This is a genomic window from Methylophilus sp. YYY-1 (assembly GCF_029132825.1).
GTDB classification, from domain to species: Bacteria; Pseudomonadota; Gammaproteobacteria; order Burkholderiales; family Methylophilaceae; genus Methylophilus; species Methylophilus glucosoxydans.
In genome coordinates, this window is sequence record NZ_WOVG01000001.1 from 753,060 (window position 1) to 772,143 (window position 19,084).

At 50.6% G+C, this 19,084-nt stretch carries 21 protein-coding genes; 3 read left to right on the forward strand and 18 right to left on the reverse strand.

What is annotated here, in order from left to right; translation table 11 throughout:
• Nucleotide 1 precedes the first annotated feature (1 nt).
• Both arsB and GOC95_RS03465 read left to right on the forward strand, forming a co-directional pair.
• Nucleotides 2-1,042 carry an ACR3 family arsenite efflux transporter gene (gene arsB, locus GOC95_RS03460; protein ID WP_275355780.1) on the forward strand — a complete coding sequence of 347 codons (1,041 nt, stop codon included), beginning with the start codon at nucleotides 2-4 and terminating at the stop codon, nucleotides 1,040-1,042.
• Between the two features lies 1 nt (nucleotide 1,043).
• Nucleotides 1,044-1,517 (forward strand): arsenate reductase ArsC, encoded by a 474-nt coding sequence (locus GOC95_RS03465; RefSeq protein ID WP_275355782.1) that lies wholly within the window; start codon nucleotides 1,044-1,046, stop codon nucleotides 1,515-1,517.
• Nucleotides 1,518-1,543: 26 nt separating this feature from the next.
• Here the strand turns inward: GOC95_RS03465 and infA are convergent, their stop codons facing one another.
• The 3 genes from infA to GOC95_RS03480 form a co-directional block, all read right to left on the reverse strand.
• Nucleotides 1,544-1,780 (reverse strand): translation initiation factor IF-1, encoded by a 237-nt coding sequence (gene infA / locus GOC95_RS03470; RefSeq protein ID WP_018985695.1) that lies wholly within the window; start codon nucleotides 1,778-1,780, stop codon nucleotides 1,544-1,546.
• Nucleotides 1,781-1,881: 101 nt separating this feature from the next.
• Nucleotides 1,882-2,088 (reverse strand): cold-shock protein, encoded by a 207-nt coding sequence (locus tag GOC95_RS03475; protein ID WP_018985697.1) that lies wholly within the window; start codon nucleotides 2,086-2,088, stop codon nucleotides 1,882-1,884.
• Nucleotides 2,089-2,347: 259 nt separating this feature from the next.
• The gene (locus GOC95_RS03480) at nucleotides 2,348-3,274 is read right to left on the reverse strand and encodes a LysR family transcriptional regulator (protein ID WP_275355788.1); all 927 of its coding nucleotides are present in this window, start codon (nucleotides 3,272-3,274) and stop codon (nucleotides 2,348-2,350) included.
• A 118-nt stretch (nucleotides 3,275-3,392) separates the two neighbouring features.
• On the opposite strand from GOC95_RS03480, the gene GOC95_RS03485 reads away from it, so the two are divergent.
• The gene (locus GOC95_RS03485) at nucleotides 3,393-3,647 is read left to right on the forward strand and encodes a DUF2798 domain-containing protein (protein ID WP_275355790.1); all 255 of its coding nucleotides are present in this window, start codon (nucleotides 3,393-3,395) and stop codon (nucleotides 3,645-3,647) included.
• A 75-nt stretch (nucleotides 3,648-3,722) separates the two neighbouring features.
• Here the strand turns inward: GOC95_RS03485 and GOC95_RS03490 are convergent, their stop codons facing one another.
• From GOC95_RS03490 to GOC95_RS03560, 15 genes are all read right to left on the reverse strand, one after another.
• On the reverse strand, nucleotides 3,723-4,256 hold the full coding sequence (locus GOC95_RS03490) for a phosphatase PAP2 family protein (RefSeq protein WP_194748164.1): 534 nt from the start codon (nucleotides 4,254-4,256) through the stop codon (nucleotides 3,723-3,725).
• 160 nt (nucleotides 4,257-4,416) lie between these two features.
• Nucleotides 4,417-4,698: a DUF2818 family protein gene (locus GOC95_RS03495; RefSeq protein ID WP_275355793.1), complete on the reverse strand. Its 282-nt coding sequence runs from the start codon at nucleotides 4,696-4,698 to the stop codon at nucleotides 4,417-4,419.
• A 1-nt stretch (nucleotide 4,699) separates the two neighbouring features.
• Complete coding sequence (gene nuoN, locus GOC95_RS03500; RefSeq protein WP_275355794.1) at nucleotides 4,700-6,145, reverse strand: NADH-quinone oxidoreductase subunit NuoN; 1,446 nt, start codon at nucleotides 6,143-6,145, stop codon at nucleotides 4,700-4,702.
• Between the two features lie 17 nt (nucleotides 6,146-6,162).
• A complete protein-coding gene (locus GOC95_RS03505; protein WP_194748167.1) occupies nucleotides 6,163-7,671 on the reverse strand; it encodes an NADH-quinone oxidoreductase subunit M in 1,509 nt (502 codons plus the stop codon).
• A complete protein-coding gene (nuoL, locus tag GOC95_RS03510) occupies nucleotides 7,671-9,743 on the reverse strand; it encodes an NADH-quinone oxidoreductase subunit L (protein WP_275355797.1) in 2,073 nt (690 codons plus the stop codon). Before nuoL ends, GOC95_RS03505 begins: the two co-directional genes overlap by 1 nt.
• 5 nt (nucleotides 9,744-9,748) lie before the next feature.
• Nucleotides 9,749-10,054: an NADH-quinone oxidoreductase subunit NuoK gene (nuoK, locus tag GOC95_RS03515; RefSeq protein WP_194748169.1), complete on the reverse strand. Its 306-nt coding sequence runs from the start codon at nucleotides 10,052-10,054 to the stop codon at nucleotides 9,749-9,751.
• 2 nt (nucleotides 10,055-10,056) lie between these two features.
• Nucleotides 10,057-10,680: an NADH-quinone oxidoreductase subunit J gene (locus GOC95_RS03520; RefSeq protein ID WP_194748170.1), complete on the reverse strand. Its 624-nt coding sequence runs from the start codon at nucleotides 10,678-10,680 to the stop codon at nucleotides 10,057-10,059.
• Between the two features lie 19 nt (nucleotides 10,681-10,699).
• On the reverse strand, nucleotides 10,700-11,191 hold the full coding sequence (nuoI, locus tag GOC95_RS03525) for an NADH-quinone oxidoreductase subunit NuoI (protein WP_228518756.1): 492 nt from the start codon (nucleotides 11,189-11,191) through the stop codon (nucleotides 10,700-10,702).
• Nucleotides 11,192-11,230: 39 nt separating this feature from the next.
• Nucleotides 11,231-12,259: an NADH-quinone oxidoreductase subunit NuoH gene (gene nuoH / locus GOC95_RS03530; protein ID WP_275355799.1), complete on the reverse strand. Its 1,029-nt coding sequence runs from the start codon at nucleotides 12,257-12,259 to the stop codon at nucleotides 11,231-11,233.
• A 1-nt stretch (nucleotide 12,260) separates the two neighbouring features.
• A complete protein-coding gene (gene nuoG, locus GOC95_RS03535) occupies nucleotides 12,261-14,693 on the reverse strand; it encodes an NADH-quinone oxidoreductase subunit NuoG (protein ID WP_275355801.1) in 2,433 nt (810 codons plus the stop codon).
• Between the two features lie 26 nt (nucleotides 14,694-14,719).
• Nucleotides 14,720-16,054, reverse strand: coding sequence for an NADH-quinone oxidoreductase subunit NuoF (nuoF, locus tag GOC95_RS03540; protein ID WP_194748173.1), 1,335 nt, complete (start codon nucleotides 16,052-16,054; stop codon nucleotides 14,720-14,722).
• 10 nt (nucleotides 16,055-16,064) lie between these two features.
• Nucleotides 16,065-16,544 carry an NADH-quinone oxidoreductase subunit NuoE gene (nuoE, locus tag GOC95_RS03545; RefSeq protein WP_275355803.1) on the reverse strand — a complete coding sequence of 160 codons (480 nt, stop codon included), beginning with the start codon at nucleotides 16,542-16,544 and terminating at the stop codon, nucleotides 16,065-16,067.
• A gap of 47 nt (nucleotides 16,545-16,591) precedes the next feature.
• Entirely contained in the window at nucleotides 16,592-17,845 is a 1,254-nt protein-coding gene (locus GOC95_RS03550; RefSeq protein WP_194748175.1) for an NADH-quinone oxidoreductase subunit D, read from the reverse strand.
• A 116-nt stretch (nucleotides 17,846-17,961) separates the two neighbouring features.
• A complete protein-coding gene (locus tag GOC95_RS03555; RefSeq protein ID WP_275355805.1) occupies nucleotides 17,962-18,558 on the reverse strand; it encodes an NADH-quinone oxidoreductase subunit C in 597 nt (198 codons plus the stop codon).
• 43 nt (nucleotides 18,559-18,601) lie between these two features.
• Nucleotides 18,602-19,081, reverse strand: coding sequence for an NADH-quinone oxidoreductase subunit B (locus GOC95_RS03560; protein ID WP_018985714.1), 480 nt, complete (start codon nucleotides 19,079-19,081; stop codon nucleotides 18,602-18,604).
• Nucleotides 19,082-19,084: the final 3 nt, after the last annotated feature.

Consider the following 19,084-nt stretch of genomic DNA (forward strand, 5'->3'; position numbering starts at 1 on the left):
GATGACAAATCAAGCTTCAGGTATTGGAAATTTTGAGCGCCATCTGACCTGGTGGGTACTGGCGTGCATTATCACCGGCATCGCACTGGGCAAACTTGCCCCAGATTTTTTTCAGGCGCTGGGAGCGCTGAAATGGGCAGAGGTGAACTTGCCCGTGGCCGCCCTGATCTGGCTCATGATTATCCCCATGCTGCTCAAGGTGGATTTTGGCGCCATGCGCGAGGTATTGGGCCATGCCAAAGGCATCACGGTCACCCTGGTGATTAACTGGCTGGTGAAGCCGTTTTCCATGGCCTTGCTCGCCTGGCTGTTCATTCGTCACCTGTTTGCCGACTGGTTACCCGCCGAGCAGATTGACAGTTATATTGCCGGGCTGATTTTACTGGCCGCCGCACCCTGTACGGCCATGGTATTTGTCTGGAGCAATTTATGTCAGGGTGAGCCCAAATTCACCTTGTCGCAGGTGGCCATCAATGATGCCATCATGCTGGTCGCGTTTGCCCCCCTGGTCGCACTCCTGCTCGGGCTATCCAGCATTATCATCCCCTGGCAAACCTTGCTGGTATCAGTGAGCCTGTTTATCGTTGTACCACTGATATTGAGTCAACTGCTACGGAATTGGCTGCTGGCAAAAGGGCCTCATCGATTCGCAGCCACCCTGCAAACCATCCAACCCTTTTCCATGGCGGCATTATTGTTGACGCTGGTGTTGCTGTTTGCTTTCCAAGGTGGGCAAATCCTGTCGCAACCTTTGGTGATTGCCTTGCTGGCGGTGCCGATTTTGATCCAGGTCTATTTCAACGCCCTGCTGGCCTACTGGCTGAATAAACAATTCAAGGTCGCCCATTGTGTGGCGGGCCCCTCTGCACTGATTGGGGCATCTAATTTTTTTGAGCTGGCAGTGGCGACAGCGATTGCTTTGTTCGGGTTTCACTCGGGCGCCGCACTTGCAACAGTGGTCGGTGTGTTGATAGAAGTGCCAGTTATGCTGTCTATCGTAGCCATCGTGAACCGTTCCAAACATTGGTATGAAAGTGTGTAATATGCGCATCCTGTTTTTATGTACCGGCAACTCCTGCCGCTCCATCATTGCCGAAGCCACCTTTAATCACCTTGCGCCGGCAGGCATGCGGGCACAAAGTGCCGGCAGCCATCCTACGGGTGAGGTGCATCCTCGCTCAATTGCCCTGCTGCAGGCCAAAGGCATTGCCACAACAGGCTATTTCAGCAAGTCCTGGGATGAGATTGGGGAAACACCTGACATTGTCATCACCGTCTGCAGCAACGCAGCCGGTGAAACCTGCCCTGCCTATCTAGGCAATGTGCTCCGTGCACATTGGGGGGTGGATGATCCAGCCAAGGCGACTGGTACCGAGGCTGAGATTGCGGCCAGCTTTGAGCAAGCCTACCGGATACTGCGCACGCGTATTGAAGCCTTCCTCAAGTTGGAAAGCACAATATATCAGGACAGAGTAGCGCTACAGGCCGTCTTGCAGCAGATAGGTCAATTCAGTTGAGTAGCGCGTATGCTAGGTGGCAGCGCTTAAAAAGGTTTACGCGGCTCAAGGTGGCGGAAAATAATCCGGCCTTTGTCCATGTCATAAGGGGACATTTCAATGGTGATTTTATCGCCAGCCAAAATACGGATTTTGTGTTTGCGCATCTTGCCGCCGGTATAAGCGATCAACTCGTGACCATTATCCAGCTTCACCCGATAACGGGCATCAGGCAAAATTTCCGTCACTGCACCCTGCATTTCGATTAATTCTTCTTTAGCCATCGCTATCCCCCTAAAAAGTAAGTCGTTTCAAAATAAAAAAGCCCGGAAACTCCGGGCTTTTCTCGGAGGCTGCATACACAGCCTTGCCGAAAACCATTGAATTACTCAATGATTTGAATGTTTGCCGCTTGTTTGCCTTTAGGGCCTGTTGCCACTTCAAAGCTCACGCGTTGGTTTTCTTTGAGTGTTTTGAAGCCAGCAGATTGAATTGCAGAGAAGTGCGCGAACAAATCTTCGCCGCCGTTATCCGGAGTAATAAAACCAAAACCTTTAGAGTCGTTAAACCATTTAACAGAACCTGTCACCATAATAAATCCTTGTACAAAAAATAAAAATGCGGGCGGTTGCCCATTAAAACGAGGATCAAGATGGCGAGAAGTAACGATAGAACCAAAAGATAGAACCGGGGAACAACAACACTACTTGAACTTCGTGAGTTGGTACTATGCACGTAATATCAAATATTAGCAACAAGTATTTGACAAATTGAAAGATGCCGCGACAATCTTCGTCAAAAACAGCATATTGCCTTGATCAAGGCTCAGGCTTGGCGTGCCGCATTGGGCCTCATTCCCAAGACTGCGGGATCGCGCTCACCAGATAATCCATAAATGCGCGCACCTTGTTGGTCATGGCGTACTTGTCGCGATAACAGGCATAAAACTCTAAGGGGACGCTCTCGGCTGCCATCGCCTCCGGCTGTTGGGCGGAAGGCTGAAACAGCGGGATCAGCGTTCCCTTTTTAATCGCGTGATTGACGACGAATGCGGCCAGGCGCGCAATTCCAGCCCCCGCCAAAGCAAGTTGAAAAATGGAGTCGATATCATTGCAAACAATGCTGGGGATGATTTCAGGCTCGTATAACATGCCATTGCGGTTAAAACTCCAGTTCAACAAGCGTCCATCCACCGGGATGCGGAACAACAGGCAATAATGTTGCGATAAGTCTTCGGGGGCCTGAGGCAGGCCTTTGCGTTGCAGATAGTCCGGTGCAGCACAAAATAGCACGGGGACGGTCGCGATTTTCCTGGCAATCAGTCCTGGCTCTAGCTGCTGTTTGAAACGGATGCTGATATCGATATCCTCTGCCACATGATCCAGGCTACGATCAGACAGAATCAGCTCCAGAGACACTTGCGGGAAACGACTGCTAAATGCCGGGATCAACGGCATTAAGACATGACGGCCAAAAGCCACCGAGGAACCAATCCGCAAGCGCCCCTGCGGTTGGCCGTGAAACTCAGTAATGGCCGATTGTGCCCTGGCCAGCACGTCTACCAGATGCTGGACCTCTGCATAATAAAGCGCACCACTTTCTGTCAGCGCCAGCTTGCGCGTGGTTCGCATCAACAAGCGCGTCCCCAATGACTTTTCCAGCCGCTGGATATTCTGGCTGGCCGCTGCCGCCGTAATGCCTTGCAACCGCGCACCCGCCGCAATACTGCCGGCCTGTACCGCTTTTACAAAGCTTTCTATGCTTCTTAAGGTATCCATAAACTATCGAATAGCATGATTGATTCGATAGTTTAACTTTATAGTGATTAAATCTTCAAGCCTCTACCCGGCAACTGTGTGAGCTTTTATAGTGTCACCACACATTAGGAGAACCACCATGAATCAAACCAGAACGACTTTCCGCAAGATCCCTAAGCAGTTTACGCCATATGTGTTTGCCTTTTTTATGGCAGGCATCATGGCCTTTTTGATGTCTATGGTCATTGTGGCCGCCAACAGTGGCTTGCAAGCCGGTTATGTGACGCGTGTCATCCACGCTTATACACTCGCGATGCCCGTCGCTTTCTGTTGTGTGCTGATTGTGCGACCAATTGTCATGCATTTGGTGAATCAGTTGGTCGACACCCATTGATGGCGTGAGCTGCCACAAACAAAAACGGATACCAAGGTATCCGTTTTCACGCATACTAAAGCATGTGTATGACGATTAAAACAGCGGTGCGTACAAAGCGACCAGCGTGTACCCAATCAATCCTCCTGCCAAGACATCACTCGGATAATGTAAACCCAGTACCACACGTGAGATGCCAACTAACATGACAAACGGATAAACGACAGGAAACAGTTGCGGGTAATAATGCACGGCCACCATGCCAAACGCCACCGCGTGCAAGGTATGCCCTGAAGGAAAACTGAAGTAATCCAGCGGCGTGCCGCTCAACAAGACATCCTGACGCACCTGAAAGGGTCGTGGACGACTGGTGCGATGTTTCAACCATTTATAGACCAGTGTACCGCTCAGTCCTACGGTCAACATATGCAGGCAGACGTAAAGACCGTGCTGGCCCTGGCTGATGGCAATCACCAGCATGAGCAAATACCAGAACATGCCATCGCCCATACGCGAAATGGCGCGAAACAGGTTGCGTATCAGGCGATATTGTCCGGTATGGCTGACTTTGACACACAGTCGACTATCGACCGACTGCACCCATCCCAGTGTTTGTTGTAGTTTCAGCATCGCAGGTCCTTTCCGGGGCTTCCCCCGACTATGCTTGTTGGGTAAGCCTAGTCTGAACCGGATGCTTTAAATTAGCGTGAAAGATTGATGAATTAAATATGACGGGTGCTTATGCGATGAGCGCATGCCAAGGAGTAGCCCTTGTACATTCACGCAGGCTTTATTTCCAGAGTACCCGATAGACAAAGCCCGGGAATGACAACACCAGAAACAGGCACAGCGTGACACTGTAGAACTCCCAGCCTTGCGGCCAGACTTGTCCCATCACATAACGCTCAACCAGGTAGCCAATCAGCAGCGTGATGAAATAGGCAGGCAACATGGCGGCAAAACGCTGCCATAACTGCTGAATGTTGCCGACCAAACCCAGCCACTTATCCGAAATCCAGGCCAGGTTTGCCAAAAACAACATCAGCAACAAAAAAATGAGTTTGGTAGCCATTTTATTGCAGACTCATCAGCAAGCTATGCCCGCAGACGCCTAATAGAATTTCAGGGAACAAGCCCAAGCCCAGCAACGCCAGGGTATGCACACTGAGGATAAAGCGCATATCCATCGGTGCGGACAGCGGTGTATGGTCTTCCGGTGCATCGAAATACATTTTACGCACAATGTTGAGGTAGTAAAACGCACCAATGGTCGCCATCAGCACGGCAAACACCACCTGCCAGGTGAACCCGGCTTGCCAGGCGGCCTGCAATACGGTGAATTTGGCATAAAAACCAATGGTAGGCGGGATACCGGCCATGCTGAACATAATGATCAACATGAGGAAAGCAAACCATGGATGGCGCTGGTTAAGCCCTTTGAGATCATTGATCTCTTCGGCTTCAAAGCCCTGACGGCTTAATAGCAGAATGATACCGAAGCCGGCAATTGACATCAGGACATAGGCACTGATGTAAAAGAAGCTGGAAGCAAAGCCATTGGCATTGGCACTCATCATGCCGAACAGAATGAACCCAACATGCGAAATGGTGGAATATGCCAACATACGCTTGAGGTTGGTCTGCACAATCGCGCTAAAGTTACCGATGATGATGGACAACACTGCCATTAACATCAGCATATCCTGCCAGTCCATGGCTAGCGGATGCAGACCTTGCACCAACAGACGCACGGTCATCGCATAAGCCGCCAGTTTTGGCACGGAGCCAATTAACAGTGTCATCGGAGTTGGCGACCCCTGATAGACATCGGGCACCCACATCTGGAACGGGACAGCGCCAAACTTGAAGGCAATACCGGCAACCAGAAACACCAGGCCCATGATCAGCACCGGGCTCTTGGGCTGCTGACTAATGCTGTTGGCAATATCACTCACATCCAGGCTGCCAGTCATGCCATACAGCATACTCATGCCATATAGCAGCATCCCTGAAGCGAGTGCACCTAACACAAAGTATTTCATGGCCGACTCGGACGCTCTTGGATTATCGCGATCAAAGGCTACCAGAGAGTAGAGGCACAGTGACAGCAATTCCAGGCCCATATAAATGGTCAGCAGGTTGTGGCCTGACACCATGATCATCATACCGAGCAAGCCGAACAGGACCATGGCATAAAATTCACCACGATAGAGGTTACGGTCTTGCAGGTATTTGCGCGTATATACCAGGATCAACGAGGTACCCAGATACATCATCATTTTGATAACGTCTGACAGCGTATCGTCAATAAACATATGCGAGAAGGCAAAACCCACCGCTGGTGTATGTGTTTTAAAAGTCAGGAAGGCTGCCGCAAGCAAGGTCAGCTGGCTTAAGCCATAAATCATGAAGCGGTTTTGTGGCAGGATGAACAAATCCAGCAACAAAATAAACATGGCCATGCCCAATACAACCATTTCCGGCAACAGGGCGAGCAAGTCAAATTGCATATTATCCATTTTTTAAAATCCTGCTTTTAATAGCCTGTGACGGGCAATTTGGAAATCGCCATATGTTTCAGGAACTCTGTGCTGGTTGCCTGCATCACTTCGGTCAGTGCTTGTGGATAGACGCCGAAACCAATCACCAAGATGGCCAGAATACCCAAGATCAGGAACTCACGTTTGCTGAGGTCGCTCAGTTCGGCCACGTGATGATTCGTCACATTGCCAAAGAACACACGCTTGGTCATCCACAGCGTATAGGCGGCACCAAATATCAAGGTCGTCGCAGCAAAGAAAGCCACCCAGAAATTGAATTTGACTGCGGCCAGAATCACCATAAACTCGCCCACAAAGCCGGAGGTGCCAGGCAAGCCACTGTTGGCCATGGCAAACAACACGGCAAAGGCGGCAAACACAGGCATCTTGTTAACCACGCCACCATACGCGGAAATTTCACGGCTATGTACGCGATCATATAACACACCTACGCTCAGGAACATCGCAGAAGAAATAAAGCCATGTGAAATCATTTGCACCAAGGCCCCCTCAAGCGCCAACTGGCTAAACATGAAGAAGCCCAAAGTGACAAAGCCCATGTGCGAGATCGAAGAATAAGCAATCAGCTTCTTCATGTCTTTTTGCACCAGCGCGACCAGTGCGATGTAGACCACTGCAATCAGCGACAGCGCGACCATGGCTGAAGTGAAGTAATGGGCTGCATCCGGAGCAATCGGCATGGCAAATCGCAGAAAGCTGTAGCCGCCAAGTTTCAGTGCAATGGCCGCCAGCACCACAGAACCACCCGTAGGTGCCTCAACGTGCGCATCCGGCAACCAGGTATGCACTGGCCACATCGGGATTTTCACCGCAAATGCCATGAAGAAGGCGATGAAAATATAGATTTGCGCTTGCAGGCTGAGCGGTAACAAATAGTAATCAGCCAGCTCGAAACTGCCAGTCTGGTGATACAGGTAAATAAAAGCGACCAGCATCAACAAGGAGCCTAGCAAGGTATACAGGAAAAACTTGATGGTAGCGTAGACGCGGTTAGGCCCGCCCCAGATGCCAATCACCAGGAACATCGGAATCAGCATCGCTTCCCAGAAGACGTAATACAGAATCGCATCAAGCGCGGTGAACACACCAATCATGATCCCGCTCATGATCAGGAAGGCCGCCATGTACTGTGCCACATGTTTGGTAATCACTTCCCAACCTGCCAGTACCACAATCACCGTGGTAAAACTGGTTAACAGCACCAACGGCATTGAAAAGCCGTCGACCCCCAGGTGGTAATGCATATTGAAGGCCGGTACCCAGGGCAGCAATTCTTCAAACTGGAAGAAGCCGTCGTGAATATCAAACTGCGTGTACAGCGGCACAGTCACCAGAAAACTGACCAGGCTACCTACCAATGCCAGCCATCGAGTCAATGTGGCCTTTTGGTCACCGCCTAGCAACAACACTAGCACGCCAGACAATACCGGCAGCCAGACGGCCAGACTTAACCAGGAAATACTTGTGAGGTCGGCTTGCATCATTAGTTAATTTTGATAAAGAAAGTCATAAGAAGGAATACGCCAATAATCATGGCAAAGGCGTAGTGATAAATTAAACCGGATTGCAACGTGCGTATTTTGGCAGCAATCTTGCCCATGGTATTGGCGGTGCCGTTGACCATGGCGCCATCAATCAACGTGATGTCACCAAACTTCCACAACAAGCCGCCCAGACAGCGTGAACCTCCGGCAAAAAACTTCTCGTTAAAGCTGTCAAAACCGTATTTGTTTTCAAGGATGTTGTAAATCACGATAAAGCGGGCTTTGATTGCAGCAGGGATATCCGGACGCTTCATATAGAAGAACCATGACAGTGCCACCCCGGAGGCCGCTAGGAAAAATGGCAGACTGGTAAAGCCATGAATCGCCATGCCTGCCGGACTATGCATGAACTCATGGTAGTGATGGGCGAGGTGCTCCATGGCAGGATGTGCTTCAGGATTCACAAAAATCACATTTTTGAAGAAATCACCGTACAGCATCGGTTCCAGTGCAATGTAACCAATCACCAGTGAGGGGATCGCCAGCAACGCCAATGGCAAGGTAACAACCCAGCCTGGCTCATGCGGATCATCGTTTGGTCCCAGGCCATGATGATGTTCTTCGTCGTGTGCATGATCATCATGATGCGCATCGTCATGGTGTGCGTCTGCATGTGCGACATGTGCATGGTCATCATGTTTGGCGTGGCGCCACTTTTCCTCACCGTGGAATACCAGGAAGTACAAACGGAATGAATAGAATGCGGTCACAAACACACCGACAATCACCGCAAAATAGGCAAAACCACTCCCAGGGATATGTGACAACTCAACCGCTTCGATGATGCTGTCTTTGGAATAAAAACCGGCAAAGAACGGCGTGCCAATCAAGGCCAGAGAACCGATCAAAGAGGTGATCCAGGTGACCGGCAGGTATTTCTTGAGGTTACCCATGTTGCGGATATCCTGGTCGTGGTGCATACCCATAATCACAGAACCGGCACCCAGGAATAACAACGCCTTAAAGAATGCATGGGTCATCAGGTGGAAAATGGCCACGGAATAGGCTGATGCACCCAATGCAACAGTCATATACCCGAGTTGCGACAAGGTCGAATAGGCCACCACGCGCTTGATATCGTTCTGGATAATGCCAAGGAAGCCCATGAACAGCGCAGTGATCGCGCCAATCACCATCACGGTCGACAAGGCCGTGGTAGACAATTCATATAAAGGTGACATGCGTGCCACCATAAAGATACCGGCGGTCACCATGGTGGCAGCGTGAATCAGCGCAGAAATTGGCGTTGGACCTTCCATGGAGTCTGGCAGCCAGACATGCAGCGGAACTTGTGCAGATTTACCCATGGCGCCGACAAACAATAACAGGCAAGTGACTGTCATCAGGGACCAGTTGCAACTACCAATCAAATTAACTTGTGTATTGGCAAACTCAGGGGCACGCTGAAACACGGTGGCGTAATCCAGGCTACCAAAGTAATACAGCACCATGCCTATACCCAACAGGAAACCGAAGTCCCCTACCCGGTTAACCAGAAAGGCTTTCAAATTGGCGTAAATGGCGGTGGGACGTGTAAACCAGAAACCAATCAGCAGATATGACACCAGACCGACCGCCTCCCAGCCAAAGAACAACTGCATGAAGTTGTTGCTCATGACCAGCATCAGCATGGAGAAGGTAAACAGCGAAATGTAGCTGAAGAAGCGACTATAGCCTGGGTCTTCTTCCATGTAGCCGATGGTATAAATATGCACCATGAGTGACACAAAAGTCACCACGACCATCATCATGGCACTCAGGTTATCAATCAGGAAGCCCACTTCAAAATGCACGTCACCCGAGTTGAGCCAGGTATACACCGCTTCGTTGAGCGTGAAGCCATTCAGGGTCTGGTTAAAAATGTAGGCAGACAAGGCAAATGCCGCGCCGACGCCAGCGATGGTCAACACGTGTGCGGCCCAGCGTGGTAAGTAATTCCTAAAGAGGCCAACAGCGGCCGCAGCCAGCAAAGGCAACATCGGAATCAAGATCAGGATTTGTTTTATTGTCATCTCGCTTAACCTTTTAATTGATCCAGATCATCGACGTTGATGGTACGCAGGTTGCGGAACAATACGACCAGAATCGCGAGACCAATTGCAGACTCCGCTGCAGCCACCGTCAAGATGAAAAAGACGAATACCTGACCACCAATATCATTGAGGTAATGCGAAAAAGCCACAAAATTCAGGTTAACGGCCAACAGCATCAACTCAATTGCCATGAGCAAAATAATGACGTTTTTGCGGTTGAGGAAAATACCAATCACACTGATGGCAAACATCAGCGCCCCCAAAATCAGGTAGTGAGACAAACCGACCATGATTATTTACTCTCCTCTGCAGACGGTGCCGGTACTTCAACTTCAGCAGGCATAGAGATAATACGCAATCTGTCGTTACGCTTCACTTTGACCTGCTCGGCCGGATTCATGGATTTGTTGTCTTTACGTTCACGCAAGGTCAACACAATGGCGGCAATCATCGCCACCAGCAACACGACCGCCGCTAGTTCAAACGGGAGCAAGTAGTCGGTATACAATACCTTGCCCAACGCAGCCGTATTACTGAAGCCTGCCGGTGCAGACACCGCCTGACTGGGATTGAGGTTTTTGGCGGAAAGCACCATCACCATTTCGGCCATCATGACCACGCCAAAGGTCAACGCCAATGGCAGGTTAGACCAGAAGCCTTCACGCAATTTGTCGATATTGATGTCCAGCATCATCACCACAAACAGGAACAGCACCATCACCGCCCCCACGTACACCAGAATCAGGGCAATGGCGAGAAACTCAGCTTCAAGCAACAACCAGATGCCTGCCGCCGTAAAAAATGCCAGCACCAGAAACAGTGCAGCATGCACGGGGTTACGCGTAGTAATCACGCGGATGCCAGAGAACAGCAGAATCGCTGCCAGCACATAAAAAACAATATCGGTAAATAACATTTAGGATTCCTGTCCGCGCTTATCGATAAGCTTTATCCTGGGCGCGGTCTGCTGCAATTTGCGCCTCGTATTTGTCACCCACTTCGAGCAACATTTTTTTTGTATACAGCAAGTCGCCGCGCTGCTCGCCGTGGTAGTCAAAAATCCGTGTTTCCACGATGCTATCCACTGGGCAGGATTCTTCACAAAAACCGCAAAAAATGCACTTGGTCAGGTCAATGTCATAACGCGTGGTACGGCGGGTGCCATCATCACGCTGCTCGGATTCAATCGTAATCGCCATCGCCGGACAGACGGCCTCACACAGCTTGCAGGCAATGCAGCGCTCTTCACCGTTCGGGTAGCGGCGCAAGGCGTGCAAACCACGAAAACGGTTGGACTGCGGCGTACGTTCTTCCGGGTATTGAATGGTAATTTTCTTGGCGAAGAAATAGCGTCCGGTCAGGGCCATGCCTTTGAGCATCTCCCATAACATCAAACTGCCTAATGTATTTTTAATTGCGTTCAACATGGTAAGGTTTCCAAATACGTTGTCCGTGCGATTGTCCGGTTAGTGGAATAAATAAGCCCACTGGGTTTGCATCATGCCACCGACCACAATAATCCAGACCAGCGTGATGGGAATAAATACTTTCCAACCCAAACGCATGATCTGGTCATAGCGATAACGTGGAAAGGTAGCGCGGAACCACAAGAACAGGAACAACAGGAAAGCGACTTTTGCCAGCAACCATACAATACTGTCAGGCAAGAACGGCACCGGTGATAACCAACCGCCTAAGAACATCAATGCGGCCAGCATGGATACCAGCATCATATTGGCATACTCAGCCAGGAAGAACACCGCAAAGGCCATGCCCGAGTACTCTACATGGAAACCTGCCACGATTTCAGATTCACCTTCGGCGACGTCAAACGGCGCACGGTTGGTTTCAGCCACCGCACTAATAAAATAGACGACGAACAGAGGGAACAACGGCAGGAAATACCAGTGCCAGAAGCCCCCTTCTTGCCCCATCACAATCTTGCCCAAATTCAGTGAGTTGGCACACATCAACACACCGACCAGTGTAAACCCCATGGCAATCTCATACGAGACAATTTGTGCTGCGGAACGCAATGACCCCAGAAACGCATATTTTGAGTTGGACGCCCACCCGGCGATAATCACGCCGTAGACAGCAACTGAGGTCATGGCCAGTATATAGAGTAAGCCTGCATCGACATTGGCCAACACCAGTGTGGCATCAAAAGGCACCACGGCCCAAGCTGCAAACGCCGGAGCAATTGCCAGCACTGGGCCAATAAAAAACAATGCTTTATTAGACGCAGTCGGCAGGATAATTTCTTTAAACAGCAATTTGAGGCCATCTGCCAATGGTTGTAACAAGCCCCAGTAGCCCACACGGTTGGGACCGATACGCACCTGCATGTAACCAATCACTTTACGCTCGGCCAATGTAAGGTAGGCAACGCCTATCATCAATGGCAGCACAATCGCCGCAATTTTAATCAGTGTCCACACGACCAGTTGTACGTCTGTCCAGTAGGAACCAAATAATTCAGCAAAGAAATGCATGTTATGCCATCTCGGTCAGTTGTTTTTCGTAAATTGCCACTTGCTCGGCAGACGCTTTTTCAATGGTGATGTCCCCCATCAAATCGCCCAGACCCGCAGTGAGTGGATGCGCTGCAGCCACACGCACACAGCCTTTGGCAACGTGGTTATCCAGACGCGCTTTAAGCACAGCACTGCCTTTATCCTGACGGGCGACAACGATGTCGCCATCTTGCAAGCCAAGCTCGGCCAATTGGTCAGCATGCATCCGTGCCATCGGACGGATGTTGTATTTGGTTTTTTGCAAGGGCGCAGAACGGCGCACGATGGGGTCAGACTCGTATTGTGGCACTTCACCAATTCGCTGCAGGCCTTGTTTCTTGATATTCACCTGAATTTCTACCAGCTCTTTGAGGTTGTTGTTGAGACTGCGCCAGACCACGGCCGAGGGCTTCTCACCATTAAAGATGGCATTTTTCACTTCGTCGGAACTGTTGTATTCGAAGCCAGGCAAGTCCAGCGTATTTGCCAGCACACGCAGGACTTTCCAGCCTGGGCGCGCTTCGCCGAGAGGACGCGTCACGGCCTGGAAGCTCTGTACACGCCCTTCCATGCTCATAAAGCTGCCTGAGGTCTCGGTGAATGGCGTGATCGGTAGCAGGATATCGGCGTTGTCGAGTGCTGCAGACTTGTAAGCCGTCAAGGCAATCACGCACTCGGCTTTAGCGATGGCATCGGCTGCCAGTGCGGCATGCTGACAATCCAGCTCAGGCTCGATATTGAGCAATAGATACGCTTTGCGTGGGACTTCCAGCATGGCGCGCGCGTGCATGCCAGTGGCTGTAGGCATGACACCCATCAAATGCATGCCGGTGCTGTTTGCCGCTGGCGGTAAAATACCGCCTTTCGCACCGCTGATGCCGCCAATGGCTTCAGCCATACTGTACATCTCGGTAAAACGGGGATCACTCAAGGCCATATTACCTAGAAAAATACCAACCTTGGGTGCAATCAGGATCAAGTCGTCGCTGATACCCGCCAAGCACTCTGCAATTTTTTGCGTATTGGGACGTACCTGGATTTCTTCGAGTAACTTGTTCAGTGTGGGTGGCAAGCATAGCGACAGTTTTTGCAACCCGGACATGGCTTTGAGGATCTGACCCAACACATTCACCATGTCGTTCGGGCGCACAATGACTTTATGTGCAATGTCCATCAATGGATCGTTATCGAGCGGGCTGACAATACATAATTCAGCCCCTCTGGAAACGGCTTTGCGGATACGTTGTGCCAGCAAAGGATGTTCATTGCGGATATTCGAACCAATCAGCAGGATGCGATCCAGCTCTTCGATTTCCTGAATATTGCAGCCCATCCATGGGGTGCCGGTACGTTTGCCATCCAGGCGGAAGTCTGTCTGGCGCAGGCGGTAATCCACGTTGCCACAGCCCAGGCCATCTGCCAGCTGCTTGATCAGGTAGCCTTCTTCCATGGTGCTATTCGGAGAAACCAGCACGCCCAAGGCATCACCGCCATATTGTTTGGTAATGTCTTTGAGCTGTCCCGCTGCAAACTCAATGGCTGTTTTCCAGTCAGTTTCCTGCCATTGCCCGTTGTGCTTGATCATGGGCACCTTGAGGCGGTCCGGACTGTTCAAGCCCTCGTAGGAGAAACGGTCACGGTCAGACAGCCAGCATTCGTTAATCGACTCTTTTTCACGCGGTAACACACGCATGACTTTATGATCTTTGACGTGGACTTCAATGTGCGAACCCAAGCCATCGTGTGGCGCAATCGAAGGTCTGCGCACCAGCTCCCAGCTGCGTGCAGAGTAACGGAAAGGCTTGCTGGTCAGCGCGCCCACCGGGCACAAATCAATAATATTGCCGCTGAGCTCAGAGTTCACAGACTGGTCAACATAAGCGGTAATCTCGGCATGCTCGCCACGATTGACCAAACCTAGCTCCTGCATGCCCCCCACTTCTTTCAGGAAGCGCACACAGCGGGTACATTGAATACAACGGGTCATGTCAGTGCTGACCAGCGGACCAATGTTTTTATTGAAGACCACTCGTTTTTCTTCGGTATAGCGTGAGCCAGACGCGCCATAAGCGACGGCAATATCCTGCAAGTCACATTCACCGCCCTGGTCGCAAATTGGGCAATCCAGCGGGTGGTTAATCAGCAAAAACTCCATCACGCTTTGCTGGGCTTCCACGGCAGACTTACTGCGGGTGTAAATCTTCATGCCGTCCGCCACCGGGGTGGCACAAGCAGGCAGCGGTTTGTTGAATTTTTCTACCTGCACCAGACACATACGACAGTTGGCGGCCACCGACAGCTTTTTGTGGTAACAAAAACGCGGGATGGCGATCCCTGCCGCATCGGCCGCATCAATAATGGTGCTGCCATGTTCGACTTCTAGAGGTTTGCCGTCAATTTCGATGTTTAGCATGTGATTACCGTTAAGCTTAAAACCGTTTATTTACCATCTACCATGGATTTGCCATGCTGGATGTAATACTCAAATTCGGGACGGAAGTGCTTGATGAAACTCAACACAGGCGTTGCTGCAGCATCACCCAAAGCACAGATGGTTCGGCCAGAAATGTTGTTACTTAAATCTGTCAGCAAGTCGAGATCTTCCATCTTGCCTTTACCATCGACAATACGCTCGATAATGCGATACACCCAACCGGTGCCTTCACGGCAAGGCGTGCATTGCCCACAGCTTTCTTCATAAAAGAAATAGCTCAAGCGCTTGAGTGTTTTCACCATGCAGGTGGTTTCGTCCATCACAATCATGGAACCCGCACCCAGGCTGGAGCCGGCTTTGCTCAAGCCATCATAGTCCATGGTGGCATTTTCAATGGCGCTCGCTGGCATGACCGCAGTGGAAGGGCCGCCAGGAATCACCGCTTTTAACTTGCGACCTTTCCAAACACCGCCGGCCATGGCCAGCAGGTCCTTAAAAGGTGTCCCCATTTTAATCTCGTAGTTACCTGGTTTTTCAACATGACCAGACACCGAGAATAACTTACTGCCGCCAGAATTAGGCACGCCTAAATCTGCAAATGCCTGCCCGCCATGCTGCATGATCCAGGGGATGGAGGCATAGCTCTCGGTATTGTTGACGTTGGTCGGCTTGCCAAATACACCATAGCTGGCAGGGAAAGGCGGTTTGAAACGAGGCTGGCCTTTTTTGCCTTCAATCGACTCAATCAGGGCCGTTTCTTCACCGCAGATATAAGCCCCGTAACCATGGACGGCATAGAGATCAAAGCTAAATTCGGTGCCGAACAGATTTTCACCCAGGTAGCCAGCTTCACGCGCCTCAGCTAACGCAGCCTCAAAAATCTCATAATCCTGCCAGATTTCACCGTGGATATAGTTATACCCCACGCGTGCACCCAGCGTGTAAGCGGCAATCGCCATGCCTTCAATTAACTGATGCGGGTTATAACGGATAATGTCACGGTCTTTAAATGTGCCTGGCTCGCCTTCGTCTGTGTTGCAAACCAGATATTTGGTACCGTCGTAATAACGCGGCATAAAGCTCCATTTGAGGCCGGTCGGGAAGCCTGCACCGCCTCGACCACGCAGATTGGATACTTTGACCTGGCTGATGATATCCGGGGCCTTCACTTTTTCGGTCACCAAGCGCTTGAGCTGGGCATAGCCGCCTAATTTCTCATACGTTGCCAGGGCGGCAGGATTGTCTTCGCTAAGTGTGCGCAAAGTTACCAATGTCTGGCCGGCCAAATCAGTTTTGATCACTGGTTTACTATTCAAGGAAGCATTTGAAGTCTTAGCCATATTCCGTATCCTAGCCCTTGTTTAGCTCGTTAATGAGGGCATCCACTTTTTCGGTGGTCAGAAATTCATGCATTTCACTGTTATTCACATGTAGTAACGGTGCGCCACCGCAACAGCCCATACACTCGCCTTCTTTCAGGCAGAATTTACCATCCGCTGTAACTTCGTTGAAGCCCACACCCAACTTGTCCTGCAAGTGCTCGACAATCTCATCCGAACCACGCAACATGCAAGAAATATTAGTACAGACCGTAATTTTGTATTTTCCGACTGGCTCGAGATCATACATATTGTAGAAGGTAGCGACTTCTAACGCCGCGATTTCCGGAATGCGCAAGTACTTGGCTACTTCGGAAATACTTTCCTTGGATAACCAGCCACGCTCCATCTGGACGATGCGTAATGCAGACATCACCGCTGCCTGACGCCTGTCAGCTGGATATTTGGACAGTTCGTATTCAATCTTTTCAATCGATTCTGCACTGAGCATGCTTTTACCTTACTATCTTTTCGATCCGCGCTATCACGTTGTTCGGATTATCTGTCGATCTCACCGAACACAATATCTTGTGTCCCAATGATGGCTACCAGGTCGGCAATCATGTGACCTTTGGTCATCTCATCCAATGCAGCCAAATGGGCAAAACCCGGCGCACGGATTTTCAGGCGGTAGGGTTTATTGGCACCATCTGACACCATATAAATCCCGAACTCGCCTTTGGGATGCTCAACCGCGGCATAGGCCTCCCCTGCGGGAACATGGAAACCCTCGGTAAATAACTTGAAGTGGTGGATCAAGTCTTCCATATTGGTTTTCATGCCTTCGCGGTTTGGCGGGGCAATCTTATTGTCATCTGTAATGACTGGCCCTGGGTTTTTGCGCAACCAGTCTATGCATTGTTTGATGATACGGTTGGATTGACGCATTTCTTCCACACGCACCAGATACCGGTCATAACAGTCGCCATTGACGCCAATCGGGATATCAAAGTCCATCTTGTCATAGACTTCATAAGGCTGTTTCTTGCGTAAATCCCAGGCAATGCCAGAACCACGCAACATGGCACCGGTCATGCCCAATGCCAATGCGCGCTCCGGTGTCACCACGCCAATACCCACTGTCCGCTGCTTCCAGATGCGGTTATCAGTCAAGAGTGTTTCATATTCGTCGACATACGTCGGGAAGCGATTGGTAAAGTCTTCAATGAAATCCAGCATGGAACCCTGACGGTTTTCATTGAGCTTGTTAATTTCTTCTGCACTACGGAATTTGGTGGTTTCGTGTTGCGGCATTTTTTCCGGCAGGTCACGATATACGCCACCCGGGCGGTAATATGCCGCATGCATACGGGCGCCAGACACGGCCTCATACACATCAAACAAATCTTCACGCTCGCGGAACGCGTACAGGAAAACCGTCATGGCGCCGACGTCCAGCGCATGTGCGCCCAGCCACAGCAAGTGGTTGAGAATACGGGTAATTTCGTCGAACATGACGCGGATATACTGCGCGCGCACTGGTACCTCAATGCCGAGCATTTTTTCAATCGCCATGACATAGGCGTGCTCATTGGCCATCATGGAGACATAATCTAGCCTGTCCATGTAAGGCACGCTTTGCAAATAAGTACGGTTCTCAGCCAGTTTTTCAGTGGCACGGTGCAGCAGGCCAATGTGTGGATCGGCGCGCTGGATCACTTCACCATCCAGCTCCAGCACCAAACGCAACACACCGTGTGCCGCAGGGTGCTGCGGGCCGAAGTTCATCGTATAGTTCTTAATTTCAGCCATACTAACCATTCCTCAGCTTGCAAGATTCAGCCCAAAACAAGGCGGAATTGCACAGACTGTATGAGTCAATACGGCAGGCAATGACAACGCCGCATTGGATTGAAGCTTGCAAGTGATCAGCCATGGTGAGCACCTTCATCACGAATAATCCTTGGCACATTATTGCGCAACTCTACCGATACTGGCTGATAGATGACGCGCTGCTGTACAGGGTCATAACGCATTTCAACGTTACCAATCATGGGGAAGTCTTTACGGAAAGGATGACCAACAAAACCGTAATCTGTCAGCAAGCGACGCAAATCGGGGTGATTTTCAAACATGATGCCGTAGAGGTCAAAAGCTTCACGCTCAAACCAGTTGGCGACCGGCCAGATATCGACCAAGGTCGGAAAAACAGGAAAGTCATCATCAGCTGCAAACGCACGGATACGCACACGCTGATTCAAACTGACCGAAAGCAAATGCAGCACCACAGCAAAGCGCTGACCTTCCCAGCGGCCATCACCATACTCCAGATAATCCACCCCACACAAGTCAATCAGTTGCTCAAATTTGAGCTCCGCATGGGTTTTCAATTTTTCAGCCACGGCCAGCAGGTGTTTCACATGAACTTCCACCGTGAGTTCACCCAACTGTTGCTCCAGCCTGACCACACCCTCACCCAAGGCCAACTTGAGCTGTGCAGACAAATGTTCGAGTTTTGCAGACATAGTTAATTTCTAGGGCTTAGTATGTTGTCAGAGCGCGTCACCATCAGGTTCTGGCAATCGTATTGGTACGCTTGATTTTCTTTTGCAACTGGATAATGCCGTACAACAAGGCCTCGGCAGTGGGAGGACACCCAGGCACATACACATCCACCGGCACAATCCGGTCACAACCACGCACGACTGCATAAGAATAATGGTAATAGCCACCGCCGTTAGCACAGCTGCCCATGGAAATTACCCAGCGCGGTTCTGCCATCTGGTCATACACCTTGCGCAGCGCAGGGGCCATTTTGTTCACCAGCGTACCTGCCACAATCATCACGTCTGACTGACGAGGGCTGGGCCTGAACACAATCCCGAAACGGTCCAGATCGTAACGCGAAGCGCCGGCATGCATCATTTCAACCGCACAGCAAGCCAGACCGAACGTCATCGGCCACAATGAACCGGTACGGGTGTAATTAATCACCGTATCCAGCGTGGTGGTAACAAAGCCTTTTTCTAATACGCCTTCAATGCTCATTTT

Coding starts and splice junctions, on each gene's coding strand:
- nuoK (WP_194748169.1), bottom strand. CDS start 10,054: ATGGTCGGTTTGTCTCACTACCTGATTTTGGGGGCGCTGATGTTTGCC.
- infA (WP_018985695.1), bottom strand. CDS start 1,780: ATGGCTAAAGAAGAATTAATCGAAATGCAGGGTGCAGTGACGGAAATT.
- GOC95_RS03465 (WP_275355782.1), top strand. CDS start 1,044: ATGCGCATCCTGTTTTTATGTACCGGCAACTCCTGCCGCTCCATCATT.
- GOC95_RS03520 (WP_194748170.1), bottom strand. CDS start 10,680: ATGTTATTTACCGATATTGTTTTTTATGTGCTGGCAGCGATTCTGCTG.
- nuoI (WP_228518756.1), bottom strand. CDS start 11,191: ATGTTGAACGCAATTAAAAATACATTAGGCAGTTTGATGTTATGGGAG.
- arsB (WP_275355780.1), top strand. CDS start 2: ATGACAAATCAAGCTTCAGGTATTGGAAATTTTGAGCGCCATCTGACC.
- GOC95_RS03490 (WP_194748164.1), bottom strand. CDS start 4,256: ATGCTGAAACTACAACAAACACTGGGATGGGTGCAGTCGGTCGATAGT.
- nuoE (WP_275355803.1), bottom strand. CDS start 16,544: ATGCTCAGTGCAGAATCGATTGAAAAGATTGAATACGAACTGTCCAAA.
- nuoF (WP_194748173.1), bottom strand. CDS start 16,054: ATGGCTAAGACTTCAAATGCTTCCTTGAATAGTAAACCAGTGATCAAA.
- GOC95_RS03555 (WP_275355805.1), bottom strand. CDS start 18,558: ATGTCTGCAAAACTCGAACATTTGTCTGCACAGCTCAAGTTGGCCTTG.
- GOC95_RS03495 (WP_275355793.1), bottom strand. CDS start 4,698: ATGGCTACCAAACTCATTTTTTTGTTGCTGATGTTGTTTTTGGCAAAC.
- GOC95_RS03480 (WP_275355788.1), bottom strand. CDS start 3,274: ATGGATACCTTAAGAAGCATAGAAAGCTTTGTAAAAGCGGTACAGGCC.
- nuoL (WP_275355797.1), bottom strand. CDS start 9,743: ATGACAATAAAACAAATCCTGATCTTGATTCCGATGTTGCCTTTGCTG.
- nuoH (WP_275355799.1), bottom strand. CDS start 12,259: ATGCATTTCTTTGCTGAATTATTTGGTTCCTACTGGACAGACGTACAA.
- GOC95_RS03505 (WP_194748167.1), bottom strand. CDS start 7,671: ATGATGCAAGCCGACCTCACAAGTATTTCCTGGTTAAGTCTGGCCGTC.
- GOC95_RS03475 (WP_018985697.1), bottom strand. CDS start 2,088: ATGGTGACAGGTTCTGTTAAATGGTTTAACGACTCTAAAGGTTTTGGT.
- nuoN (WP_275355794.1), bottom strand. CDS start 6,145: ATGGATAATATGCAATTTGACTTGCTCGCCCTGTTGCCGGAAATGGTT.
- GOC95_RS03485 (WP_275355790.1), top strand. CDS start 3,393: ATGAATCAAACCAGAACGACTTTCCGCAAGATCCCTAAGCAGTTTACG.
- GOC95_RS03550 (WP_194748175.1), bottom strand. CDS start 17,845: ATGGCTGAAATTAAGAACTATACGATGAACTTCGGCCCGCAGCACCCT.
- nuoG (WP_275355801.1), bottom strand. CDS start 14,693: ATGCTAAACATCGAAATTGACGGCAAACCTCTAGAAGTCGAACATGGC.
- GOC95_RS03560 (WP_018985714.1), bottom strand. CDS start 19,081: ATGAGCATTGAAGGCGTATTAGAAAAAGGCTTTGTTACCACCACGCTG.